The sequence below is a fragment of the Bilophila sp. 4_1_30 genome, from assembly GCF_000224655.1.
Classification (GTDB): Bacteria; Desulfobacterota; Desulfovibrionia; order Desulfovibrionales; family Desulfovibrionaceae; genus Bilophila; species Bilophila wadsworthia.
Map to the genome: position 1 here is coordinate 738,519 of NZ_JH114231.1, position 17,335 is coordinate 755,853.

Consider the following 17,335-nt stretch of genomic DNA (forward strand, 5'->3'; position numbering starts at 1 on the left):
GGTATTCGCATTTGCAGTTGAACTCTATATTTTTATTTTTTCTTTAGAGTTTATAAAGTCTTGTGTTTCTTTATCATCTTGTCTTTGAAGTTCTTCTTCCTTTTCCTGCTGCTGTTTATCTCGTAATTCTTCTTTCTGTTGTTTTTCTATCTTTTTTTGCTCTTCTTTTGCAATCTGCTCATCAGATTTTGGTATACTTTTGCTGATAATGCTAGAAATTAAAGCTACAGCAATGATTGCTTTAAGCGGATGTGCCGAAATCCATTGAGCTATCAGCCTGAACATTGAACTCCCCCTTTTCCCTAAAAGTTGCCACAGCCGAGACAAAAAGTCACCCTACTAAGGCCCATTCTTCCGGCAGAAGTGAAAAACTACCCACAGGCAAATGGATAACAAGAATCTAAAAAATATGTTCATAACATATTGATATTATTATTTGAAAGCAATTTACTATGAATTACTGTCTGATCTTGATCCACACTCCACTTTTCCAAAACCGGGCCATGTAGCGGACCTTTTCCTCTATGCCGAGTTGCGGGTATGGTGGCGGGTTGCAACCCCAAAAAAGCCGTACCGCCGATCTAAGGCACGTTCCCCGGCAAGACGATAATCCCATTCCGGTATCAAACGGCGCTCAGGCGGCGGATGTGGGGCATCTAGGGGGGATTAGGGTCAGTAGTCCTAATGGCAATCCCTCTTGCCGGGGGAAGGTGCGGCGGCTACCCTGCATGAAAGGAGGGCTTCCCATGATGAAGTTCACACGAACGGCGGCGGCCTATGCCATAGGCATCTATTTGGCTACGGGCTGGCGAAGCGGCTGGAACCCCGGCGAATGGCCTCAAAGGGAATGGGGCACGGCGGCGGTTGCTCTCGTGGTTGTGATGGCGGCTACGGTAGCGTGGCGATGGTGGAAGGCGAGACGGTGAAGCGGATTCCCACTCTTGCCGGGTCATAATCTGATTATGAGCCTTCAAAATGGAGGGCTCCTCAAAGGTGCGGCCTTGTCATGAGGGGGCAGGCTGTGTAGTGTGCCCGGCGTGGGGTACGCCTCCCGTGAAGGAGGTTATCCCCATGCGGCACTTCCTGCGGGACGTCGCGATTCAGGTAATCGCTGGCGTTGTGACGGCTGTGGTGGTTCACTTGCTGAACCTCTAAAGCAGTTGCCCCGGTAAGGAAGTGACGTTTCCTCACCGGGGCGCAAACTTGAGTATCCAAACTCGGGGGACGTGCCCCACATCGGGACGGTGGGCGTTGCTGCGCTTGCCGTCCCTCTTGTTTGTGAAGATAGCCATTCCCCCCGGCAAAGGTCAAGGGGTGAGGACAATCCAAGATTGGATGCAGCTCCCCCCTTTCGATTTCGTAAGCCATTTTTTGCCCCTGCCGGGAAAAGTGCTTCCGATAACGTAAAAATAGGGGTACCCATAATTCTCTTTTCGATAGGACAATGCTGATTATGCCCGTGAATCCTTGAATATCAACGGAATCTGGGGAAAGCCGAAAAGGGCCGTTTTTGTCCCTTAAGGAGTGTTACGTAAACTTTAATTATCCAATATTTGGTTTAATTTTATCCATTGACAATCCTTAAATTGTACACTATTTGTTTTCTAACGAATGTCAAGAGGAGGTGATTACATGGTCGATAGCGCGGACTGGCCTGTTATCGGCATGACGGTTGAGGAAACAGCGGAAGCGTTACGGGTTGACGTGAAAACTGTACGCCGTTTGATAAAGGACGGTTCAATACCTGCCCGAAAGGTTGGGGTGGGTTGGCGTGTGGAACCCGAAGCTGTCAAAGAATGGTTACGGAAGGGAACTCCACAAGCAGAATTGGACGATTAACCAACAAAACAGCCCCCGAAAGGTGTAGCGAGCACCGGCCGGGGGCCTAACCCTGAAACACAGGACAGGTGTGAATCATGGCTGCAATCAGTCTGTCTTATCTCACGTCCGCCGTCAATGCGCGGGCGCTCCTCCGGTTCCTTCTCTCCTCCCGCGCTACGCGCATCCGCTACCGTCTGGCTTCTTCCCTCACCCGTTGCGGCGTCTTCTCTTGCCGGGCCATTCTGGTGGCCTTCCTCGGCCTCCTGCTGGCCTTTTCCCTCGCCCCCGAACTCTTCCTTGCCGGGGGTGCGCGATGAACCGGGAAAAAGGCTCAGAACATGCAATGATGGACGCTTTTGCTATAGCTGAATTTCTCCGGGATGCTATCGGGGCTATAGGCGAACAAGGTTGTGGGGAAATTTCCCATATCTCCAGTTACGGGGCCGAAAGGTGTTTTGACCTGCTCATAAAAAAGATGAAAGAAGGATACGGGGGCAACCCGTGGCCGGGGGCGACTAATGCTGACATCTGAACAGAAAGAAAGCCTCCGGCATGTCGATAAGATGGTGAATGGCCTTGTCGAACTATTGCAATGGAATGTCGAGGTTTGCGGTTTGACATTTGAGGAGACCGCTAGAGCCTCCTGCTATCTTGCCATTGCAAAAGGCATTCAGGCAAAGTTGGCTGAGGCATATCCAAATGGCCAGTTGTACGATTGAGCAACCTTGAATTTGGGACAGTTTTGTTTGTGGGACAGTTTTGTTTTTGCGGACTGTCCCACTGAAAACCGTTGGTACATATGGCAATGGGACAGTTGGGACGGTTGGGACAGTGTTTTGGGATATGGTTCAAGTCGGTTTCTCTCAGGGAGGGGGAAAGATGATGCGCATGGCAACGTCAACGGCATAGTCAACACCGTTGACCCCGAAAAAGGAATCCACTTGGAGGAGAGGCTAGACTCCTTAGCACGCTACTGATAAAAAATGACGGTATTTTTTACGGTATTTTTTCGATACCTTTTTGTATATTCTTTTATTTCATAGTATTATTACACTATTCGACTCCCCCGCCGACCGGCTCCTGCGCCCCGGGGATTTCTCCATCCAGGGCCTGGGGAGTAATCACCGTCTTGCGGCCGCGCATGCGCCGGATCAGCATCGGGATGTGGATCTGCAGGTTGCCGTTGTCGGCTACGGTAATGGTCGGCTTCATTTTCATCGGCTTGCCCTCCGTTCGGTGACTTCGCATGCCAGACCAGCCAGCTCGGCGATGAGCGTTGTCCCGTTGGTGCGCAGTTCCATATCGATTCCGGTCTCGCGGATCTCCACCTTGTCCACCAGGAGGCGGATGAGGCGATTCCGCTCCACCGGGAAAAGGTCTTCCCAGAAGCCCTCCACATTCTGGAAGGCCTCCGACACATCCTGTTCCGTGATGCTGTTCCCCTGGTAGGCTCTGCATCGCTCGCTCACATGGGTCAGTTGTTTCGAGAGCTCGACCGCCTGGCGGTTGACGGTCGTCAGCATCTCGGCCTTGCCCGGCTGATCGTTGCCGGGCTTCATCAGTTCAAGTGCCTGTTCCCGCGACTGCGACAGCTCCATCTCGAGCTGGGCTTTCTGCTTGAACAGACGCTCCCGCTCTGCCTGCTCGATGTCCCGGGCGGCGAAGTAGGTCTTGGCCACCAGCGTCGGTGTGCGGAACACCGCGCTCAACTGCTCGACTACGGCCTGCTCGATGTCCCCGGCGGGAATCCGTTTGAGCGGGCACCGGCTCACGGTCCGTTTGCTGTCCTTCTGGCAGATGTAATAGGTGTAGTGGCGGCCGTTCTTGCGGGCGTAGGTCGGTCCCATCGCGCATCCGCAGTGGCCGCAGCGGATGACGCCTTTCAGCGGGGCGACCATTTTGGTTCTGGCCATGGACACTTTGACCGGTTTGTTGTCAGCCAGGATGGCCTGCACCTTGTCCCAGGTCGCCCGGTCGATAATCCCCTCGTGCTCACCAGGGTAACTACGGTCCTTGTGGACGATCTCGCCGATATAGATCCGGTTGTTGAGCAGCCGGTAGATATGGGCGGTGTTCCATTCGGAGCCCTCACGCACTTTGCCTTTCTTGGTGGTCCAGGCCTTGGTGCGGTGCCCCTGTTCGTTCAATTCCTGGCCCAGCTTCTTGGCCGAGCCGATCTGGATGAATCGGCGGAAGATGTACTGCACCGTCCTGGCTTCATCCGGGTTGACCAGCAGCTTCTTGTTCTCCCAGTCGACGTCGTATCCGAGGATAGGCACGCCGCCGCAGTATTTCCCCCGGCGCTTGGCGGCCGCCACCTTGTCCCGGATGCGTTCGGCGATGACCTCCCGCTCGTACTGGGCGAAGGTGATCAGGATGCCGAGAAACATCCGGCCGGTGGGGTCGGTGGTGCTGAAGTGCTGGGTGACCGAGACGAAGCTGACCCCCTTCTCGTTGAAGAGGTCGATCATCTTCATGAAGTCCAGCAGCGAGCGGGACAGCCGGTCGACCTTGTAGACCACGATCACGTCAATCTTCCCGGCATCGATGTCCGCCAGCAGGCGGCGTAGCCCCGGACGCTCCATGTTCCCGCCCGAGAAACCACCATCGTCGTAGCGATCCAGCCACGCATTCTCTGGGCTTCGATATAGTGTTCCGCCGATTCCCGTTGCGCATCCAACGAGTTGAACTCCTGTTCGAGACCTTCCTCGTGGCTCTTGCGGGTGTAGATGGCACAGCGCAGCGTCTTGTTCTTTCCCGGCGCGACATTGCTGTTATCAAGCATCCGAACCTCCCTCGGCTTTTCTGCCGTAAACCTTCTTCAGCCCGAAAAAGACTTTGCCGTTCCAGCGCGTCCCGGTGATCTCCCTGGCCACCGCGCTGAGCGACCTGAAGGTGCGGCCTTCGAACTCGTAGCCATCGGCAAGGACGATCACCTCATAGCGCCGGTCGTTCCAGAAACGCACCAGTCTGGTCCCGGGCAGGATCGCCTCGTTCGATTTCCGCTCTTCTGGGATGCGTCGATTGACAGTGGCTACCGGGTCCTCCTTGGCTGCCTGCTGGAGATGGATCTTGGCCTGCTCGGACAGCCCGCCGTAGAAAAGCTCCTAGATGCGATAAGCCAGCCGCTTGATGAGAAATTGCTTTTTGTACAGGGGCGGCTCTTCGCCGTAGAGGTCGAGCCATTTTTCCCGGAGCTGCTCCAGGGACATGGATTGCAGCAGGGCCATCTGCCGAGGACCGAGTTTCGGGTTCGGTCCTGATTCTTGCAGCCTGTGGCGGCGTTCTGTAACTCATTAATTTTCAACTCCTTATTTTGGTTTCCGGACGAGTTGTCATGAATGAATGCTCTGTTCAGGCAATGAATCAAGTCCTTCTCCGAGCACAGGGGAAGAATCTTTGAAAACCTCTAACTCATTGCCCACACATGCGTTTTTTGCCTTTCGGCGCAGGATCGCCGTGGCCAGAATGGAGGCTGCTGACTGGAGCCTTGCCTCTCCCGACAGGCGGCCGGGTTTGTCGTTTTCGCCAAGGTCATCCGTCTCCGGCCCATCATTCATTTCCTGTACATCCAACATCGAACACCTCCGGTGGGACCGGGGGACTGGATGGTGTGGATGCCAGAAAACGGTGGCGGTCGGGATGCGCGTTCGATGGCACCCACAACCGCCTCAGCTCCGCCTCTGGTCGGTTATCTGGTTACATCCGGCTTGAACCGGACTTGCGTTCGTTACCTACCGGAGGGACGTGCAAGATGACGGAATCAGACGAGAAGTCCTGTTTTTTTGATTGACCTGATGTTCATCAGGTCGTATATTTTGTGGTCATAAATTGGGCTTAATCCGCTCAGCGGCTACGACACGGAGCAATCGCCATGGGAAAGAAAAAGGTATCGGAAATAACCGACCCACAAGCAAACACGCTGAGGGTCATTTGCCAAATCATCGATGAAAAGGGGTTGCCGCCAACGGTGAAAGAATTGTCGGAAGTCCTTGGTATCAGCCACGCGAGCGCCCACGAGCAGATCGCTCAACTGGTACGGAAAGGCTATCTGAAGAAAGAAGCTCGTAAGGCCCGAAGCATCGTCGTCATCAGGAGGCCCGAATAACGATGCTGGGTCGCGAAAAATAAGGAGATCGACATGGGGCACGTCAGACTTGGAAGCCTTCCGAGGTCGAGGGCATGGAAAGAGGTGGTCGGCCTGATCACGGCCGGTGCCGACGTGTCCCAAATCGCAAACGCAACAATCCGGGCAGCCGATAAAGCATTCACCTTTGTGCTCAACGATGAGGGGTTCACCGAGGCGGTCTGGTTGATGACGCAACTCGCCATTGCCGCAAAAAAAGAGAACCTCGGCGAGCATCTCCAATCCCTCGGCGTCAACCTGCCGCAGGATACATCCCTTCCCGATCTTGTCGCCGCAGTCTCCGAGGCCCTGGATAATAAATTGGAGTCCAACGGTGGCCGATCTGACCTGGGTGAAATGTCTCAGCGTGCATTGGTCGGAGCCCTGGTAGAGCACATCTCACCAAAACTGCCGTCTCTCTTCGCCCCCGGGCCAGATGATGTTCGGGCCGCACTGGCAGCGCTCGGGAAAAAGCGGGAGTTCGGAGAGCTGTCGCGGACTTTCTTCGCCAAGCTGACCAACGAGAGCATGAACTACTTCCTCTCAAAAACGCTGGCTACCCATCTTGGCGAGGGCCAGCGCTTTGCCACCATGAATGAAATGGGACAATTCGAGAAGGCCCTGAACACGCACTGTAAGGAGGCGTCCCTGATCGTCGAGCAGTTTGCAGCAGATTGGTTTTCGAAGCACAGGTACGAAGAAGGTGGTGACATCTCCAGGGAGTCTTCCAATGGCTTCGCCTCTTACGCGCTGAAAAAGATGAAGGACGAGCTAAAAGAAGGAGCGCGAGCCGATGCAAGATAAACGATATATCATCTGTGGGAACGCACCGACCGATGGGATTGAAGAAAATCCTGACCGTGATCTGCGCCTGCGCCTTTGGGGTAAGGATGGGCCGGACAAGATCACCCTACGCATTGAAGACATCCACAAAAAGATGAGCAAGGACGTGCCTGATTCTTTCCAGGACCTGCTCGAAATCGCCACCTACGTTTACAGTGCCGATCAGGCCATTCCACGAGGGGCCGACGACGTCGATTCTTTTGGCCATGGCTGGCGCAGAGATCTGCACTTCATCATCCCGGTGCGGAAGCCAGATTTTTGGAACGGAGACGATATCCACCAGGCGCTGCGCTCCACGCTTGGTTTCTTGTCTGACGACAACTATCACTTCGAGTTCGTCAAACTGAAAGAGGCTCAGGCATTCCAGGGATATCTTAAATTTGATGATGACGGACGGCTCTTCGGCTATCCAGAACAGGTAGTGATGTTTTCAGGTGGGCTGGACTCGCTGGCGGGAGCCATCGATGAAGTTCTGAATGAAAAACACAAGGTCGTCCTTGTTACCCACAAGTCGACACCGAAGCTCAACACGCGCCACCGGCGACTGGAAAAGATGATTGCCGACAAGGCTGGGGAAAACGCCCCGCTTCACATCGGCGTCCGGGTCAACAAGAACAAGGGGCTGAACTGCGAGTACACCCAGCGCAGCCGATCCTTCCTCTATGTGTCTATCGGGGCGACCATCGCAAAAATGCTCAATCTGAAAAGCGTCCGTTTTTACGAAAACGGGGTCATCAGTTTGAATCTGCCGGTCTGCGCTCAGGTAGTCGGCGGCCGGGCAACACGCACCACCCACCCCAGGGTGATCCAAGGCTTTCAGGAAATCATCAGCCTGGTGGCTGGCGAACCGTTCACGATTGAGAATCCCTACATCTGGAAAACCAAGGCCGGTGTCATCGAGGTGATCACAAAGGCCGGATGCCAGGACATGATCGCGGCATCGACCACCTGCACCCATACCTGGGAGATGACCAATCACCATACGCATTGCGGAACGTGTTCCCAGTGTATCGACAGGCGTTTTGCCATGATTGCGGCAAAAGCCGATCAATATGACCCAGTGGAAGCCTATAAAGCCGACATCTTCACCCAAAGCCGAAGCAAGGACGAGGACAAGATCATGACAGCCGCGTACCTAGAGCGTGCCAACCAAGTACGCGAGCAGGACGACATCACCCAGTTTATCGCCCGATTCAGCGAGGTCAGTCGGGTCTTCCGCTACCTTAATGGGAACTCCGGAAAAGTGGCCCAGAAGGTCTATGACCTTTACAAGCGCCACGCCAAGGAGGTCTGCGATGCAATGGACACAATGGTTGGCCGCAACATCACCGCCATCCGCCAACACACCTTGCCAGGAGACTGCCTACTCAGGACGGTCTATGAATCGGGATCGGTAATCTCCGTCCCCGCCATTCCGGTCGAGCAGAAGCAGCCGGACAACTACTTCAGGAAGCGCGGGGGTGTCTGGGCCGCACGCTTTAACGGCAACGCCGAGGTGCTCGTGACGGGTGTCGACAAAGGAGCCGAGTACATTAACTTCCTCCTGGCGAGGCCCAACAAGGAAACCTCGGTCTACGAGATCGTCTGCGGGTTTGCCATCGATAGCTGCAACGCGGTCCTGAACTCCAATGAGACCGACGAAGGTTTTCAGGTCACCCAGGGGGTTCCGTTGGGTGATACCGGCTTCGTTGCCGACCGCAAGGCCGTCGAGCAATACCGGGAGACGGCTCACGAGCTTCTTCGGGAAATTGAAGAAGCCCGGGCAGAAAACAACGATGCCGAAATCCAGCGGCTTGAGAACGAAATGACCCAGATCACCGCCGCAATCAACGAGGCGGTTGGTCTGGGTGGCAAACTCCGGAACTCCAACGACAAGCGGAAGAACATCCGCGACGCCTTCCGGAGTGCCGTGAACCGGGCCATCACGTATCTGGAAAAGTATGACAAGCCGCTGGCCGCCCACCTGAAGGAGTTCATCAAGTGCGGCAACGAACCGGTCTACCGGACCGAAGAGGAGATCGTTTGGGAGGTCCGCCCGATAGTCAACGAGTGACCCGGGACCACCCAGGAAGAAAAAACTAAAAAATATTTCCGCTACGCCAAATGTAGCCATTGCGACGCCGGATGTAGCGCCTTCCCCAATGAAGGCGCGATCCGGCGTTTTTTATTGGTCAGCACAGGGTTGGCCACCGGGCGTGCCAGAACTTCCGAACAAGGAGACTGGCAGTGGCACAAGTCAACAAAGCACACCTCACCCCACCGAAGCGGCGACTCATCGAGTTGATGCAGGACATCAACTTCGGCCGCATCACCAACATTCCGGTCCGCGACGGCGAGCCGGAACTCACCCCTGACACGGTCATCGAGCGCGAGATCAAGCTGGGCGGACAGAGCGGTCCCCGGCCCGAGCGCGACTAGGATGACTTCATTCTCAAGCAAGAGGTCGTGGCGCTGCTGGAGCACCTCGCGCAGATGGGCAGCGGAAAAGTCTGTCTGCTCGAGATCAAGCACGGTCTCCCGTTCCTGATGCGCATCGAGGAACGGGCAGCCTGAACACGTAACGACCTGAACCCTTAGACACTGGACAACAAGCTGGACGCATGGCGGAGGCTGTTGTGGGTGTCGCCGAGCCGAATACGGCAATTGGCGGCGTACCTGCGACCCCTTCGCCCACGCGACAGCTTTGTCCTGTGATCTGGCCCGTGCCGACACCCACGCGGACCTCCTCCTCGCTCCGAGGAGGCCCCGATGGTTTCTCAGAATTCTTACGACGGCATCGACAAGTATGCCGCCAACCTCATTCGGCACAAAGCACGTCAACTCGTAGGCAAGGCCGGATTCACCGAGGACGACAGACCCGACCTCGAACAGGAACTGATGATTGATCTGCTGCAGCGGATGCGGCATTTCAATCCCGCCAAGGCCAAGAAGACCACCTTCATGGCCCGGATCGTCGAACGTCACATCTCCACCATTTTGGAGGCCCGGTTCGCCCAATGCCGGGACTGGCGGCTCTGCCAAACCTCACTCAACGAACCCCTCGACAACGGCGAAGGCGACACCACCGAGCGGATCGACTTCCTAGATAGCGAAGGCTCTCTGGGAAGCGGCATCCGCGAGACAAGGGAACGCCTCGCCCATGAGATCCGCATGGACCTCGACCGGGCCATCGCCTCGCTGCCGGAAGAGCTCCGGGATCTGTGCGTGCGCCTGTACGACAGCACCATGGCCGAAATCGCCCGGGAGATGGGCATCCCCAGAACCACCCTCTACGACCGGCTGAGCAAGCTGCGGGAGGCGTTCAGCGAGGCTGGCCTGACGGACTACCTCTGATCTCCGACGCATCGACTCCGGCTCCGGTAAGTAAGCACCGTGCCGCATGGTGCGGCTATCCGGGGCCTCGGAAATCAGAACCTGAACAAAAGAGGAGTTCAACCATGACTCACGACACTTACAAGTACCGTTTTGACGAGTCGGTCCCGGCCCAGGAACTGGAAGACACTTTCATGCTGGCGATGCTGGCCGTCGAAAGCCTGCATGGCCGTTCCCGTGTGCGGATGGAGAGCCGGTTCAATCTGGACAAGGCCCGCCGCACCTGCGTGATCGACGCCTCCACCGATGTCGGCAGCGACCTCGCCCGCATCTTCACCGGCTTCGCCACTAAGGAGTACGGCGAACGTTCGGTCCTGATCGAACGATCCCATCCGTCGGGTTGCGCCTGTGCCTCCAAGCATCGCGCAGCGCCCGCCGCCGAAGCGGGGGTGGCGGTATGAGCGAGCTGATGACCACCACCTATTCTATGTGACGGCTGTTCCGCAACTGCCGCATGGCCTGCAAGTGGCGCTACATCGACGAGCTGGTGCCGCTCGAACGCGACCCCAATCTGGCCTTCGGCTCGGTCATCCACGACTGCCTGGAGTGCTGGCACGGCGAGCGGGATCTGGCCAAGGTCCTCGACCACATCGACCGGACCTATCCGAACCGTGCGCAGGACGATCATCAACAGGCCGACTGGCATCTCGCCAAGGCCATGATGAGCGCCTATGTGGAACACTACCCGGCTGAAGAGTTCGAGGTCGTCGCGCTCGAGAAGACCTTCGAAGGTCCCATCGTCAATCCGGCGACCGGGGCGACCTCGCGCAGTTTCATTCTCGCCGGGAAGGTGGACGGCATCGTCCGTCAGGATGGCCAGTATTTCCTACTGGAACACAAAACCGCCTCGCAGATCGACGCCAGCTACCTGGAGCGGCTGTGGACCGATTTCCAGATCACCCTCTACGCCTGGTACCTGGAGCAGACCCTCGGCATCACGGTCAGCGGCATCATCTACAACGTCCTGGTCAAGGCCAAGTTGCGCCAGGGCAAGGGTGAGACCGAAGCCGAATTCGAGGCCCGCCGGGCGGAGCTGATTGCCAAGTCGAAAACCGGCAAGAGCAGCGCCAAGCGCAAGCTGTCGGAGGACGACGAAACCTTCCAGCAACGGCTCCAGGAGAAGTACCTCGAGCCGGGCATGTTTCATCGCGAGGTGCTCTACATCTCCCGCGACCAGTTCGAGGAACTGCGGGCGGAGCTATGGGAACTCTCCAAGGCCATGCTCGACGCCCGTCGGCGCGACACCTTCTACCCGCAACACCAGCTACTGCTTCCAGTACGGAAGGCCCTGCGCCTACTTCCAGCTCTGCCGCTCGGGCGGCAACCCCAACGTCATCGAAAACCATTTCCAACGGATCGCCCCGCACGAAGAGCTGCGGGACGGAGCCGGTGAAGACGCCGCTCCGGTGTTTTGAAATCCCAACCATAAGAAGACGAAACCATGCTTCCCAAGACCAAAAGCAAACCCAAACACACGCTCTCGGACCTCACCGCCCTGGTGTACGGCCCGAGCAAGATCGGCAAGAGCACCTGGTGCTCCAAGGCCGATGACGCACTGTTCCTGGCGACCGAGCCGGGCCTGAACGCCCTGGAGGTGTTCCAGACCCCGATCACCTGCTGGGACGACCTTCTGCAGGCCTGCGCCGAGATCGCCGAGGGCAAGCACGAGTTCAAGACCATCGTCGTCGACACGGTGGATAACGCCTACAAGATGTGCTCGGACTACGTCTGCAAGAAATTCAAGATCGAGCACGAATCCGACCTGGGCTACGGCAAGGGCTACGCGCTGATCAACAACGAGTTCCAGAGCGTCATCAACAAGCTGGCCTTCCTGCCCTACGGGCTGATCCTGATCTCCCACTCCCAGGAGCGGGACATTGAGACCCGGACCGGCAAACACACCCGCATCGTGCCGACGCTGCCGGAAAAGGCGCGGAAGCTGGTCACCGGCCTGGTGGATCTGATCCTGTTCTGCGACCTGGACATGAAAACCGGCGAGGACGGCAAGCCGGTCTGGCAGCGCGTGATGCGCACCAAGCCCAGTCCCAACTACGACGCCGGTGACCGCACCGGCCGACTCCCCGAAGTCATCCCCCTCGATTTTTTGAGCTTCATGAAAGCGTTCAACAACACGGCAGCCGGAGCTGAGGCGAGTGCCGCCCGGCCGAAGCCGGAGCCGACCGCGAGTGCGGCGGCGAAACCCCAACAGTAAGGGGATCCGACCATGGAACACTACGAAAACCAATCCAACAGCAACCTCGACCTGGCGCAGTTTGATGACGCCTTCGAAACAGCCGAAGTCGAGGAGCGTGAGTTCGAGGCCGTGCCCGACGGTAAGTACCAGGTCAACGTCGACCGGGTCGAACTGACCCGCGCCCAGACCTCGGGCAACCCCATGCTCAAGTGGACCCTGCGCATTCTTGCGCCGACCCACAAGGGCCGTCTGCTCTGGCGCAACAACGTCATGGCCAGCAACGAGAACATCAAGTGGCTCAAGCAGGACCTCTACACCTGCGGGCTGCAGCTTCAGAAGCTCTCCGACCTGCCGGGCCACCTCGAACAGCTTCTGAACATCAAGCTGGAGGTGACCAAGCGCACTCGCGGTGAAAACGAGAACATCTACTTCAACCGTCGCATTGTCATGGCCGACGATGCCGGGGAGATGAACAAGCTCTCCTAGCTGCCGGTCAGCGGCGCGACCGGCTATCGTGTCTACCGGGCCGCCACCAACGGCGCACGCACAGACTACAAGCGCCTGATGGAGCTGGGCAGTGAGGCGCTCTCCTTCGTCGACGACGGCGTCGAGGAGATCGGTACCGCTTCGCCTCCGGCTACCAACACGGCCGGACTCACTATGTCGCCGGTCCAGCTCGAGCTGGGCAACCTCAATGTGATCAACTGCGGGCGCGGCAGCCTCGGCGACCAGCCGGTGAACGGCTCCAACTGCAGCCTAGACTATGACTATTACCTCGGCCGTCGCGACATCGTTTACGCCACCACCGAGATCAAACGGCTGGAAGGGGCTCCGGCGGATTTTCCGAAGCTGCCCATCGTCCCGGAAAACGCCTTGGGTCTGTGCAGCATCGACTGCCCGCCCAACTCCACCGACATGGAGATCCGCAACTTCGGCCTGACTCGCATCACCATGGACCAGATCCACGACATCATCCAGGACGTCGAGGACCTGAAGTACAACGATGCCCAGTATCAAATGAACAACGAGCTGCAGAACCGGGACGCCCAGACCAAGAAAGGCATCTACTCGGACGACTTCTCGAACACCGCCCAGTCGGACATCTACCACGCCGAATGGGACGCCCGGGTCAACGAGATCGCCCGCTTCGTCGCGCCGGACCGCATTCCGCGCTCCACCGTGCTCTCGGTCGATCAGGCGGGCAGCAACGCCAGCTTCTTCGGCAGCCTGGCGCTGCTGCCGGGCAACGAGACCGTGCTGGTGGAACAGAACGACTGGTCCGAGGAGCGCAACATCAACCCCTATGCGGTATTCGACAAGCCCCCGGCCATGCTGCAGATCACGCCCAACCTCGGGCGGCGCGGCCAGACCGGCATCAACTTCACCCCGAGCAAATCCGGCATCGTGCTGCGCTGCGACGGCCAGGTGATGGCCAGCAACCTGATCAGCGACGAGGCCGGTCGGGTCAGCGCCTCCTTCACCATCCCGACCAACGCCCGCAACGGCAACCGCATCGTGGAGATGGCCGACGGCGTCTATTCGGCCCGGGCCAGTCTGCAGATCAACGATCCGCTGGTCATCACCCGCATCGAGCGCATCATCGAGAACCGCATCATCCGCGTGCCCGTGGTACAGGTGGTCTGGCGCACCCAGACCATCTTCGTGCCCCGCGACCCGCTGGCCCAGACCTTCAGCTTCACCCAGAACCAGGTGATCTCCAGCATCGGTCTGCAGTTCACCGCCAGGGACCCGAGCATTCCGGTCACGGTGCAGATTCGCGGCGTCACCACAGGTCTGCCCAACGGCGTGGTGTTCGCCGAAAAGGTGCTGGCCCCGAACGAGATCAGCCTGAGCGGCGAGACCCGCATTCGCTTCGACGACCCGTTCTACGCCGAGGCCAACACCAGCTATTCCGTGGTGCTGCTGACCAACAGCACCAATTACAAGGTGCGCACCGCCACCCTCGGCAAGAGGGGCCGCTGGGGCATCATTACCCGGCAGACTTACATGGAGGACGTGCTGCTGGAGAGCTCCAACGCCGAGACCAGGACGCCACTCAACGGCTCCGACCTGGCGATGAAGATCTACGGCTACAACTTCCAGTCCGAGGGGATGATTCGCTTCCAGCCGATCACCGGCGTGCAGTTCTCCGACATCAACCTCGACGAATACTCGGCCATCCCCCAGGGCACCACCGGTCTCGACTGGGAATACTCCACCGACGGTGGCGTGACCTGGGACGCCATGGTTCCCGCCGAGGAGGAACCGCTGCCTAACCTCGCTACCCGGGTCCAGATCCGCGTACGTCTGAGCAGCTCGCTTGCCAATGACACCCCGGCCATCAACTTCCGCGACGTCAACTTGGTGGGCTACCTCAACAAGACCACCGGGGCCTACCTAACCCGCGAGAACGAGCTGACCCAGGGAGTGGAATCGACCAAGGCCTACGTGCAGATGCAAATTCCCAGCGGCACCACCCTGCAATGGTTCGCCAGCAACGATGGCGGCCTGACCTGGGAGGCGATGACCATCCAGGACACCCGGCCCATCGACGAGAACTGGACCGAGTACACCCTGGTGCGCACCTTCACCGACAACACCGGCAATAAGGTCCGTTACAAGGCCGAGATGACCGGCACGCCGTTGATCTACCCGCGCATCCATTCGCTGGGCGCGACCCTGAGCTAAGGAGGCACGGCCATGATCGTTCGACGCAAAGGCGGCCTGACCGAGTTCATCCCCACACCGCAGGAGAAGCGCGACGGCTTGATCCGCGACCACGCCCTGGGCCTGCTGGAGAATCTGCACCAGCGCCCGGCGCGGCTGGAACGGGCATCAAAGCTCCCGGCCGCCGAAGCGGAGGCCTTCACGGCGCTGCTGGCGCGGATGCGGGTCGATGAGTCGCGCAACCTCGAGCTGCACGCCAGCCTGATCACCTCCGATACCGCCTCTGGCTGACCGGCTCACTGCCACCGCCACCCCAGAACCCCCGGATACGGCCAGCCCGTTCCGGGGGTTCTGCCGCCTGTGCGCTGATCAATCTGGCTAAAACTCGCAACTCATTGAAAATAAACGTGTTAAATGTCGAATTCGGCTGTTCTTCTACTTGATTTGTGTCCGGAAAGAAGCATTCATTCATGGTGTAAGCAGAGGCTAAAACGCCTTGCCAGACAACGACTTAGAAGCGCCATGAACGACGGAGGCACGCATGAACCTGAAAGAGATCCACTACGGGATCGAGATCGAGACCGTAAAACGCACCCGGGAACAGATCGCCTGGGCCATCCACTCGGTGGTGGGCGGCACGGTCCGCCATGTCGGCATCCCCAGCAGCTATGACCCCTGGGAGGTCGAGGATTTGCGCGGCCGCGTCTGGAAGGTGGTGGGGGACGCATCCCTGACCAGCGTCCCGGCCCATCTGCGGGCCGAGGTGGTCAGCCCGGTGCTCGGCTACGACGACATCCCGCAACTGCAGGAGGCGGTCCGGCCCATCCGCCGCGCCGGGGGCAAGATCAACAGCCAGTGCGGCATCCACATCCATATCGATGCCGCGCCCTTCGACGGCAGGCACCTGGGTAACCTGGCCAAGATCATCTACAAGCAAGAGCCGCTGATCCTCCACGCCCTCGGCATCAGCCGCGACCGGCTCAACCGCTACACCCGGCCGGTCAGCGACGAGCTGATCCAGCGCATCGAACAGCATCGCCCCCGCACCAAGGACCAGCTCAACCGCATCTGGTACGGCTACCACAACCGGCAGCCCCAGCACTACGACAACAGCCGCTACCACGGGGTCAACCTGCACAACGTCTGGTACAGGGGCACGGTGGAGTTCCGCTGGTTCGAGGCGCCCCTTCACGCCGGACGGATCAAGGCCTACCTGCAATTCTGCCTCGCCGTCGCAGCCAAGGCGCTCAATGGTCGGGCAGCCTCCAGCCGCAAGCGGGACTTCGATCCCCAGAGCGCCAAGTACGACTTCCGGGTTTTCCTGCTCCACCTCGGCCTGATCGGCGACGAGTTCAAGACCGCCCGCAAGCATCTGATGGCCAACATGCCGGGCGACGCCGCCTTCAAGAACGGACGGCCCAAACCGGAAGACGTCCTTCCAGATGAAACCGAAACCACCACTCTCACCAACGAGGCCGGGCAAGTTCCCGGCCTCACTGTTTAAGGAGGTGCCCCATGAAGATTCTGATCCGCTCCACCACACTGGACGGCGAACCGATTCCCGGCAGCGGGGAAACCCTGCAAGCCGACGACTGCCTCGAAGTTGTCGAGCTGATGCGCGGCCAGACGCCATTTACCGCCAGCCGAGCGCCCCGGGACTACATGACCGAGGTGCTCTCAGGCATCGAAGGCGGGCCGACCCAGCCATTGCCGGAGGATGCCGCCGCTGCGGCCGCCGAGTTTATGACCCGTCTGGCGCGGCACGGCCTGATCGAGTTCCTGCCTGACGACACGGCCAGCGATCCCTGGCCGGAACGCTTCCTCGAAGCCCTGGGGACGGTGCGGCTCTCCGGGCGCACCAACATGCTCGATCACCCGGAGGTGACCCTGCTGATCGCCGAGATGGGCTACCCGGAGGTGGCCGAGTGGCTGGCTGACCACCGGCGGGAATACGCAGCCTTCGTCCTCGAAGGGACGAGACCGCTCAGCAAGAACTTCGGCGGCAAGGGAGACCCGGCTCCATGTGCGGACAAGTAGGCATCATCTTCGGCCGCAAGCGCAGACGGCCCGACGAGCGGGATTACCTGCGCGAGGTCTTCATCCGCATGCTGCTGCACAGCGAGGAACGCGGCCCGCACGCCTCCGGCCTAGCCTGGCTCAAGACCGACGGCGGCCACCGCATTTTCAAGCGGCCGATGCGGGCGCACGAGCTGGTCTACGAGAAGCCATTCCAAGAGCTGCTCGGGCAGGTCGACAACGAGACCACCATCCTCATGGGCCACACCCGATGGCGCACCCGGGGCAACGAGTTC

At 58.7% G+C, this 17,335-nt stretch carries 20 protein-coding genes and 3 pseudogenes; 18 read left to right on the forward strand and 5 right to left on the reverse strand.

Features of this window, described 5'->3' with window-relative positions; translation table 11 throughout:
* Positions 1–24: 24 nt before the first annotated feature.
* Entirely contained in the window at positions 25–285 is a 261-nt protein-coding gene (locus HMPREF0178_RS03445) for a hypothetical protein (protein ID WP_039958525.1), read from the reverse strand.
* A gap of 461 nt (positions 286–746) precedes the next feature.
* Here HMPREF0178_RS03445 and HMPREF0178_RS03450 point away from each other — a divergent pair, with 461 nt between their 5' ends.
* The 4 genes from HMPREF0178_RS03450 (at position 747) to HMPREF0178_RS03470 (ending at position 2,540) form a co-directional block, all read left to right on the forward strand.
* The gene (locus HMPREF0178_RS03450; RefSeq protein ID WP_009379037.1) at positions 747–926 is read left to right on the forward strand and encodes a hypothetical protein; all 180 of its coding nucleotides are present in this window, start codon (positions 747–749) and stop codon (positions 924–926) included.
* Between the two features lie 706 nt (positions 927–1,632).
* Positions 1,633–1,839: a helix-turn-helix domain-containing protein gene (locus tag HMPREF0178_RS03455; protein ID WP_009379040.1), complete on the forward strand. Its 207-nt coding sequence runs from the start codon at positions 1,633–1,635 to the stop codon at positions 1,837–1,839.
* Between the two features lie 77 nt (positions 1,840–1,916).
* Positions 1,917–2,138 carry a hypothetical protein gene (locus tag HMPREF0178_RS03460; protein ID WP_009379042.1) on the forward strand — a complete coding sequence of 74 codons (222 nt, stop codon included), beginning with the start codon at positions 1,917–1,919 and terminating at the stop codon, positions 2,136–2,138.
* Positions 2,139–2,339: 201 nt separating this feature from the next.
* On the forward strand, positions 2,340–2,540 hold the full coding sequence (locus tag HMPREF0178_RS03470; RefSeq protein WP_039958527.1) for a hypothetical protein: 201 nt from the start codon (positions 2,340–2,342) through the stop codon (positions 2,538–2,540).
* A gap of 334 nt (positions 2,541–2,874) precedes the next feature.
* On the opposite strand, the gene HMPREF0178_RS21400 is transcribed toward HMPREF0178_RS03470, so the two are convergent.
* From HMPREF0178_RS21400 to HMPREF0178_RS03485, 4 genes and pseudogenes are all read right to left on the reverse strand, one after another.
* Positions 2,875–3,039: a hypothetical protein gene (locus HMPREF0178_RS21400; protein WP_009379046.1), complete on the reverse strand. Its 165-nt coding sequence runs from the start codon at positions 3,037–3,039 to the stop codon at positions 2,875–2,877.
* Positions 3,036–4,606: pseudogene (locus HMPREF0178_RS03475) on the reverse strand (recombinase family protein). Before HMPREF0178_RS03475 ends, HMPREF0178_RS21400 begins: the two are co-directional and overlap by 4 nt.
* Positions 4,599–5,051, reverse strand: a pseudogene (locus tag HMPREF0178_RS03480) (DUF2924 domain-containing protein). The pseudogenes HMPREF0178_RS03475 and HMPREF0178_RS03480 overlap by 8 nt, the downstream one beginning before the upstream one ends.
* A gap of 105 nt (positions 5,052–5,156) precedes the next feature.
* A complete protein-coding gene (locus tag HMPREF0178_RS03485; protein WP_009379051.1) occupies positions 5,157–5,399 on the reverse strand; it encodes a hypothetical protein in 243 nt (80 codons plus the stop codon).
* Positions 5,400–5,695: 296 nt separating this feature from the next.
* Here HMPREF0178_RS03485 and HMPREF0178_RS03490 point away from each other — a divergent pair, with 296 nt between their 5' ends.
* From HMPREF0178_RS03490 to HMPREF0178_RS03555, 14 genes and pseudogenes are all read left to right on the forward strand, one after another.
* Positions 5,696–5,929 (forward strand): LexA family transcriptional regulator, encoded by a 234-nt coding sequence (locus HMPREF0178_RS03490; protein WP_009379056.1) that lies wholly within the window; start codon positions 5,696–5,698, stop codon positions 5,927–5,929.
* Between the two features lie 33 nt (positions 5,930–5,962).
* Positions 5,963–6,751: a hypothetical protein gene (locus tag HMPREF0178_RS03495; RefSeq protein ID WP_009379058.1), complete on the forward strand. Its 789-nt coding sequence runs from the start codon at positions 5,963–5,965 to the stop codon at positions 6,749–6,751.
* Complete coding sequence (locus HMPREF0178_RS03500) at positions 6,741–8,843, forward strand: 7-cyano-7-deazaguanine synthase (RefSeq protein ID WP_009379060.1); 2,103 nt, start codon at positions 6,741–6,743, stop codon at positions 8,841–8,843. The genes HMPREF0178_RS03495 and HMPREF0178_RS03500 overlap by 11 nt, the downstream gene beginning before the upstream one ends.
* Before the next feature lie 173 nt (positions 8,844–9,016).
* On the forward strand, positions 9,017–9,208 hold the full coding sequence (locus HMPREF0178_RS22360; protein ID WP_009379062.1) for a hypothetical protein: 192 nt from the start codon (positions 9,017–9,019) through the stop codon (positions 9,206–9,208).
* A gap of 330 nt (positions 9,209–9,538) precedes the next feature.
* Complete coding sequence (locus HMPREF0178_RS03510) at positions 9,539–10,123, forward strand: sigma-70 family RNA polymerase sigma factor (protein ID WP_009379064.1); 585 nt, start codon at positions 9,539–9,541, stop codon at positions 10,121–10,123.
* A 104-nt stretch (positions 10,124–10,227) separates the two neighbouring features.
* The gene (locus tag HMPREF0178_RS03515; protein ID WP_009379066.1) at positions 10,228–10,563 is read left to right on the forward strand and encodes a hypothetical protein; all 336 of its coding nucleotides are present in this window, start codon (positions 10,228–10,230) and stop codon (positions 10,561–10,563) included.
* A 53-nt stretch (positions 10,564–10,616) separates the two neighbouring features.
* Complete coding sequence (locus tag HMPREF0178_RS03520) at positions 10,617–11,555, forward strand: PD-(D/E)XK nuclease family protein (protein ID WP_009379068.1); 939 nt, start codon at positions 10,617–10,619, stop codon at positions 11,553–11,555.
* Positions 11,556–11,603: 48 nt separating this feature from the next.
* Positions 11,604–12,374: an ATP-binding protein gene (locus HMPREF0178_RS03525; protein ID WP_009379070.1), complete on the forward strand. Its 771-nt coding sequence runs from the start codon at positions 11,604–11,606 to the stop codon at positions 12,372–12,374.
* 12 nt (positions 12,375–12,386) lie between these two features.
* Entirely contained in the window at positions 12,387–12,842 is a 456-nt protein-coding gene (locus HMPREF0178_RS03530; protein ID WP_009379072.1) for a DUF669 domain-containing protein, read from the forward strand.
* Between the two features lie 78 nt (positions 12,843–12,920).
* On the forward strand, positions 12,921–15,044 hold the full coding sequence (locus HMPREF0178_RS03535; protein ID WP_009379073.1) for a DUF4815 domain-containing protein: 2,124 nt from the start codon (positions 12,921–12,923) through the stop codon (positions 15,042–15,044).
* Between the two features lie 12 nt (positions 15,045–15,056).
* Positions 15,057–15,314 carry a hypothetical protein gene (locus HMPREF0178_RS03540; protein ID WP_009379074.1) on the forward strand — a complete coding sequence of 86 codons (258 nt, stop codon included), beginning with the start codon at positions 15,057–15,059 and terminating at the stop codon, positions 15,312–15,314.
* 250 nt (positions 15,315–15,564) lie between these two features.
* Positions 15,565–16,527 carry an amidoligase family protein gene (locus tag HMPREF0178_RS03545; RefSeq protein ID WP_009379075.1) on the forward strand — a complete coding sequence of 321 codons (963 nt, stop codon included), beginning with the start codon at positions 15,565–15,567 and terminating at the stop codon, positions 16,525–16,527.
* A gap of 11 nt (positions 16,528–16,538) precedes the next feature.
* Positions 16,539–17,060, forward strand: a complete 522-nt coding sequence (locus HMPREF0178_RS03550) for a DUF5049 domain-containing protein (protein ID WP_009379077.1) — start codon at positions 16,539–16,541, stop codon at positions 17,058–17,060.
* Positions 17,045–17,335, forward strand: a pseudogene (locus HMPREF0178_RS03555) (glucosamine 6-phosphate synthetase); the annotation flags it as partial. The gene HMPREF0178_RS03550 and the pseudogene HMPREF0178_RS03555, both read left to right, overlap by 16 nt.

What these genes read in the sequence shown, in the direction of transcription:
- HMPREF0178_RS03500 (WP_009379060.1), top strand. Translation starts at nt 6,741, where the DNA reads ATGCAAGATAAACGATATATCATCTGTGGGAACGCACCGACCGATGGG.
- HMPREF0178_RS03525 (WP_009379070.1), top strand. Translation starts at nt 11,604, where the DNA reads ATGCTTCCCAAGACCAAAAGCAAACCCAAACACACGCTCTCGGACCTC.
- HMPREF0178_RS21400 (WP_009379046.1), bottom strand. Translation starts at nt 3,039, where the DNA reads ATGAAAATGAAGCCGACCATTACCGTAGCCGACAACGGCAACCTGCAG.
- HMPREF0178_RS03470 (WP_039958527.1), top strand. Translation starts at nt 2,340, where the DNA reads ATGCTGACATCTGAACAGAAAGAAAGCCTCCGGCATGTCGATAAGATG.
- HMPREF0178_RS03490 (WP_009379056.1), top strand. Translation starts at nt 5,696, where the DNA reads ATGGGAAAGAAAAAGGTATCGGAAATAACCGACCCACAAGCAAACACG.
- HMPREF0178_RS03520 (WP_009379068.1), top strand. Translation starts at nt 10,617, where the DNA reads ATGGCCTGCAAGTGGCGCTACATCGACGAGCTGGTGCCGCTCGAACGC.
- HMPREF0178_RS03485 (WP_009379051.1), bottom strand. Translation starts at nt 5,399, where the DNA reads ATGTTGGATGTACAGGAAATGAATGATGGGCCGGAGACGGATGACCTT.
- HMPREF0178_RS03545 (WP_009379075.1), top strand. Translation starts at nt 15,565, where the DNA reads ATGAACCTGAAAGAGATCCACTACGGGATCGAGATCGAGACCGTAAAA.
- HMPREF0178_RS03515 (WP_009379066.1), top strand. Translation starts at nt 10,228, where the DNA reads ATGACTCACGACACTTACAAGTACCGTTTTGACGAGTCGGTCCCGGCC.
- HMPREF0178_RS03540 (WP_009379074.1), top strand. Translation starts at nt 15,057, where the DNA reads ATGATCGTTCGACGCAAAGGCGGCCTGACCGAGTTCATCCCCACACCG.
- HMPREF0178_RS03510 (WP_009379064.1), top strand. Translation starts at nt 9,539, where the DNA reads ATGGTTTCTCAGAATTCTTACGACGGCATCGACAAGTATGCCGCCAAC.
- HMPREF0178_RS03530 (WP_009379072.1), top strand. Translation starts at nt 12,387, where the DNA reads ATGGAACACTACGAAAACCAATCCAACAGCAACCTCGACCTGGCGCAG.
- HMPREF0178_RS03460 (WP_009379042.1), top strand. Translation starts at nt 1,917, where the DNA reads ATGGCTGCAATCAGTCTGTCTTATCTCACGTCCGCCGTCAATGCGCGG.
- HMPREF0178_RS03550 (WP_009379077.1), top strand. Translation starts at nt 16,539, where the DNA reads ATGAAGATTCTGATCCGCTCCACCACACTGGACGGCGAACCGATTCCC.
- HMPREF0178_RS03445 (WP_039958525.1), bottom strand. Translation starts at nt 285, where the DNA reads ATGTTCAGGCTGATAGCTCAATGGATTTCGGCACATCCGCTTAAAGCA.
- HMPREF0178_RS03535 (WP_009379073.1), top strand. Translation starts at nt 12,921, where the DNA reads ATGGAGCTGGGCAGTGAGGCGCTCTCCTTCGTCGACGACGGCGTCGAG.
- HMPREF0178_RS03450 (WP_009379037.1), top strand. Translation starts at nt 747, where the DNA reads ATGATGAAGTTCACACGAACGGCGGCGGCCTATGCCATAGGCATCTAT.
- HMPREF0178_RS03495 (WP_009379058.1), top strand. Translation starts at nt 5,963, where the DNA reads ATGGGGCACGTCAGACTTGGAAGCCTTCCGAGGTCGAGGGCATGGAAA.
- HMPREF0178_RS03455 (WP_009379040.1), top strand. Translation starts at nt 1,633, where the DNA reads ATGGTCGATAGCGCGGACTGGCCTGTTATCGGCATGACGGTTGAGGAA.